Consider the following 2,705-nt stretch of genomic DNA (forward strand, 5'->3'; position numbering starts at 1 on the left):
AGATATTAAATTTATTTTAAATAAGTCTTTTTTATATATTTAATTGTTTCATCTAGATTACTATTAGCTAAATGTTCCAACATATCTTTTAAAATAGCATCCGTTTTTTCATTGATTACATAATAGTGATGTGTTTTTTGATAATAATCTAACGGTGCTTTAAAATCAAAATCATTACCACGATATACCATTGTTGCCGCAACTCGATCACAAAACATTTCAACTACGTATTTAATCGGCATTTCAATGGCAATAATACCATTATGAGTAAAATCGATCCAATATTCCCAGTGATGACGATTACGACCTTTATGATGCAACCAGGCACTACTATACCCTTTTTGTTCTCTTTCATTACTATTAGGTGACTTATAGCCTAAATAATATTTAGCTCCCGTTGAAAGTTCCATCCAGGAGTATTTTGATAAATCATGTAACAATCCTTGTTTATACAATCCAAATTTAAAACATAATTTCATGACATAATATTTATGCTTAGTAATCGTTTTTAAATGCTTAATTAGTTTCATTATCTTCACTTTCTTTTGCTTTAATTTCTTCGACATTATTTTCCTGATAACGGGTTGCGAAAATATCTTCTTGTTCATCAATTTCTACCACATCACTTAAATCAGGTAATTCGTCTAATGATGCTAGACCAAAAGCATCCATGAATTCATCAGTAACACCATATAAAATTGGCATCCCGGGACTATCTTCACGCCCTACTTCTTTGATTAGTGCTTTAGCAACCAATTTTCTAATCATCGCATCACAACCAACCCCACGAATATCTTCGACCCCTAAACGAGTAATCGGCTGATTATAAGCGATAATCGCTAATGTTTCTAAAGCGGCATTTGATAAATTAGCACTGCTTTGTTCAACCATTTTTTGATAATACATAAAATATTTTTCATTGGTCGCTAATTTATAACGTCCACCAAAATTAACTAATTTAATGCCTTTAAACATTTTATTTTCATATAATTCAATAAATTGATCCATTAGTAATGTTGCTTCTTTTTTACTTATTTCTAAAACACCAGCAATTTGTTTAATATCAATGCCATCATCACCAGCTAAAAACAACATTCCTTCAATTATATTTAAATAATCATTATCTTTCATTAAATTTTCCCTTCTATATAAATATCTTCAAATAATCCGTCCTGGATTATTTCTACTTCTTTATCTTTAGCTAATACTAAAATCGACATAAAGGTAACAATAAAATAACTCCGATCATGATGATCAAATAATTCATCAAATTTAACTTTTTTATTAACACGAGTTCTAAAGAAATCGCGAATTTGTGAAGTTCTTTCATCAATTGAAATTTCTTTTTTGGCAATATGTGTATCTAAAGGCTTTAATAATGCTTTTCGTGCAAACATTTTTTGCATTGCTTTCATTAAATCATATACTTCTAAACCTTGAGGGATCATCGTACTGGTATCAATGACATATTCATCCATTGATTCACCAGGTTTAATGATCATGGTTTGACGATGTTCATATTTTTCACGAATTTCATCTAATACATCTTTATAGCGTTTATATTCGATCAAACGTTTGATCAATGTTTCTCTTGGATCTTCCTGGTATTCATCATTGATATCTACTTTTTCTTTAGGAATCAATAATTTACTTTTCATTTCCACTAAATCAGCAGCCATTACTAAATATTCTGACATTTCTTCTAATTTTGAAGGATCCATAGCATGGATATATTGTAAATATTGATCAGCAATAACTGATAGTTCTAATGTTTCGAGATCCATCTCTTTTTCTTTGATCAAATGTAATAATAAATCCAACGGTCCTTGAAAATCTTCGATAATTACTTGATATTCCATCTAGCCACCTCCTTTAGTAGTTGTTATTATAACACAGAATCAAAAGCATTAGAAGAATTCTTTTTACCTCAAAAAAACTGCAACTAAGTTACAGTTTTAGAGCCTTTTTTGGTTTTTGGTTTACGGATAATAAAATTCCATAAAGCTTTACCATTAAAAGGATATAATGGATATAAATAAGAAACACCAAAAGGTTTGATCGTAATTAAATAACCAATTAAAACTAGATGAAAGATAATAAAGCCAAACCAGTTAAATAAACCACAAAAAATAATCAAAAAGATTTTAATATACTTATTAGTTAATGACAACTCATAATTAGGAGTTGCAAAACCACCAACATCACCAATGGCACAAAATAACAAAATCTCTTCACTAAAAAAACCTAAATCAATCGCAAATTGTCCTAGTAATACCGCCGCAATCATTCCCATTGCATTTGACAGGGAAGTTGGGGTATGAATCGTCGCAATTCTAAGTAACTCAATTGCCAGTTCAACTAACAATACCTGGCCTAAAAAGATCATTTCTAAATCAGGATTAGCTAATAATAACCACAATGGTACTAAATAAATTGAAATGAGTACCGCACTGCAGCGAATTAAACGAATGAAAGTACCAATAATTGGCGTCTGACGATGTTCTTCAACATGTTCTAAGATTTCAAAAATAGTTGTTGGTAACATCATTACTGATGATGAAGTATCACAAATAATCGCAATTCTCCCATGCAAAATATGGGTAGCGACTACATCCGGCCGTTCACTATAACGAACTAAGGGAAAAGGATTATAGCCTTGATCTAAGATCATTTCTTCGACCGCACGATCAGACATGACTAAATCC

Annotated in this window: 4 protein-coding genes; all 4 read right to left on the reverse strand. The window is 30.6% G+C overall.

Annotated features, from left to right (window positions below; genetic code table 11):
• Window positions 1-11 precede the first annotated feature (11 nt).
• Window positions 12-530, reverse strand: coding sequence for a DUF5662 family protein (locus tag J7M77_RS13865; protein ID WP_296879599.1), 519 nt, complete (start codon window positions 528-530; stop codon window positions 12-14).
• Window positions 517-1,131: an SMC-Scp complex subunit ScpB gene (gene scpB / locus J7M77_RS13870; protein ID WP_296879601.1), complete on the reverse strand. Its 615-nt coding sequence runs from the start codon at window positions 1,129-1,131 to the stop codon at window positions 517-519. The genes J7M77_RS13865 and scpB overlap by 14 nt, the downstream gene beginning before the upstream one ends.
• Window positions 1,131-1,859, reverse strand: a complete 729-nt coding sequence (locus J7M77_RS13875) for a segregation/condensation protein A (protein ID WP_296879603.1) — start codon at window positions 1,857-1,859, stop codon at window positions 1,131-1,133. Before J7M77_RS13875 ends, scpB begins: the two co-directional genes overlap by 1 nt.
• Before the next feature lie 83 nt (window positions 1,860-1,942).
• The coding region (locus J7M77_RS13880) for a spore germination protein (RefSeq protein WP_296879605.1) at window positions 1,943-2,705 on the reverse strand (763 nt) is incomplete at its 5' end.

It is taken from the genome of Thomasclavelia sp. (genome assembly GCF_017889095.1).
Taxonomy (GTDB): Bacteria; Bacillota_I; Bacilli_A; order Erysipelotrichales; family Coprobacillaceae; genus Thomasclavelia.